Below are 2,619 nucleotides of genomic sequence, written 5' to 3' on the forward strand. Positions count from 1 at the left end.
CAAAACGGGTCGCGCTCTCTATCAACATCATTAGGTTGCAAATCCAATTCAGTGCGAAAAACGCATCCCTCTTCTAAAAGGCATTCTTGATTGTCTGATTCCCAATAGGGAACTTCACCAACGTGCAACCGCAGCATACCTTTTTCATCGAGACTAACGCGATATTGGCAAGGAAATTCTGGAGTCACATCTGGTTTCTTGAGTTCACCAATTCTCAACCATTTTTGCTCGTTTGTTTGCGGATCGATGTTACGAATATAAAAAGTGTGCTTACCGCTTTCTGGAAAATCAGGTAAAGGTTTACTAATTAAACCTTTAACTGGCGGCTGGTTGCTGTCGCTGCTATAGCGAAAATTTTGGAACTTAGTATTAGAGTTGCCAGTTGCAAAGACTAGATCATAATCGTTTGGTCGATCCACAGCACTTGGCTCTAACACAGTGACAGCAATATCTCCATGATTCAATTTTTCTGAAGAAAATAATGCTGGTGCTTCTGTACTTGCATTAGTTGCTCTTGTTACTTGTGTGGCATCAATGCCATCACCATCGCGCTCGTCAATTAAATAATGAGGTTGTTTTCGACAAATGAGAATGCGGATATCCAGTATTAAATCAATTTCAAACTGAATTTTTATGGTATCTAGAAAGAATTTCTCTGAGTTCATTTGCGCATCTGACTGCTTGAGTATATTCCAGAGATTGTTACCATTGAAGCTACCCCAAAGTTGTAATTGCCCACCCTCGTAGTCTTGACGGTAAATAATGTTGCTCAATTGTATGCCTAGCCACTCATCAGTGCGAACCTTTGCTACCGTATCAGTGGGAGAGAGTTGATAAAGTTCTTGTCCGGCTTGAAATATCTCCAACAATTCACCAGTTCGGGTTGTCCGTTTAAAGTTACAAGGCAGATAATAAAACAAGTTTTGAACATCAATAAGCAACCTATTTACTCCTCTACGCAGCAATGGTTTAGCTTCTTCTGGGTTGAATTCCAGTTGTCTCATCTTTTCAGCATAACAAGCTCCAGCAGAAGTAGCTAGCTTGGTAAATTGTGGATCAAAGGTAATACGCTCTGGATTCCACACGAAGTTATCGGACTTGCTAAATTCTTGGTAGATTTCCCGTTGAACCATGTCGAGATTGCAAGTTTTGCCAGACAAAATCAACCAATCAACTTTTTCTTTTTGAGGTTCGGAGTTTTCTTGATTATCATCTTGTTCTTCTACTTCAGAATTTTCTTGGTGATGATTTTGGCTATTCAAACGACTTTCCATCAATCCTTTAGCAATGCCAATTGCTTCTGTAATCACTGAAAATGCTGCCCGTTCAAATTGCTCGCTGTTGAGGGTGACGGAAAACTTATTAAAGTTTTGTTCGCCGAGGCTGTAATCAATTCCAGTTTGGTTTAGTAGTTCAGAAATTTGCTGCTCAGAAAGAGTAAAGGTTTGTGGTGGCTTTTGTCCGAGTTTGAGTTTGGCAGCTTCAGCATAATCCCAAAGGGTATAGAAGGCTTGCAAGCGTTGGGGCGCATCTTGCCAACGGGTAGGTAACACTTGCTCTACGGTATCTAAAGCATCTTTGTAAGCAGCAGCTTCACGTTCTGGATACCGTTTATCTATACATTTTAAAAGTGAGCCATGCTTGTATTCATCTTTTTCGAGAAAGCGCTCGCTGAGATTAGGAATTAAATCCTGGAGTTTGTCACTTTGCAACTCACCTGTCGTAATAGCTGTTAGCAGACAGTCAACTATTGCCACCTTGAGCAATCGAAACATTCGCAGAGTAATTAATTCTCCGCCCAATTGTAAATGACCGGAAGAACCTAACAGCTTAGGAGTAATTTGATAATATCGTCCCCCAAGACCCCGGTCTTTCTTATCCTTAAATGAGGGAGTGATATCTTTCAAAGTAAGTTCAATTAAGGCTAAGTCAGTTGTTCCGCCACCAATATCCAAGACGAGGACATTTTGTGACCATTCCTCACCTTTTCGGCGACAACGGGTCTTGAAGTACTCCATGTCAATGTTGAGTTCGTCCCCAAATTCTCGCCAAAGATGGAATCTTACCACAGCAGTAGCTTCGTCAACAATTTGTACATCTTCAATGCCAAGTTCTTCTACAAGCGGCTTCACCTGGTTGCGAACAAGTGGTGGTGCTATTGTTGGGTAAGTTACTACTACTTTTTGAAAGTCTCCTTGAGAAAATTTACGGCTTGGATGTTTGCGGTAGTTGTCGGTTAACTCAATTAAATGCCCCCAAGCAGCTTGAATTAACTGGTTGACTTTAATTGTTTCTTGTTTTCCATCTACAGTCACTAAGAATTCTCGTTCTTGACCAAAGTAGCGTTTGGGTGAGTGATGAAATTTGCTGATAACTTCTTCTGAGGAATTGCTCGTACTTTGAGATATCGCTATGTTTTTGTTCCTCTTTGCTTCTTCACCCATCCTCACCTTTAAAGGAGTCAGACTGGTAATTTCCAACTCACTAGAAATTTCTACACTACGCGTGTCAAGATCCAGAAGAACCGGAATCAGATTTTGAGATTCTAGGGTGGGAACGCGGAACACTTCATGATATATCTGGTAAAGTTTTTTGCTGACAGCTTTACGAAACTGCTCA

Annotated in this window: 1 protein-coding gene; it reads right to left on the minus strand. The window is 40.9% G+C overall.

Annotated features, from left to right (window positions below; genetic code table 11):
- The coding region (locus ACM0OZ_RS48425) for a molecular chaperone (protein ID WP_414590087.1) at positions 1-2,619 on the minus strand (2,619 nt) is incomplete at both ends.

The organism is Scytonema sp. PCC 10023, assembly GCF_963920835.1.
Classification (GTDB): domain Bacteria; phylum Cyanobacteriota; class Cyanobacteriia; order Cyanobacteriales; family Nostocaceae; genus Kalymmatonema.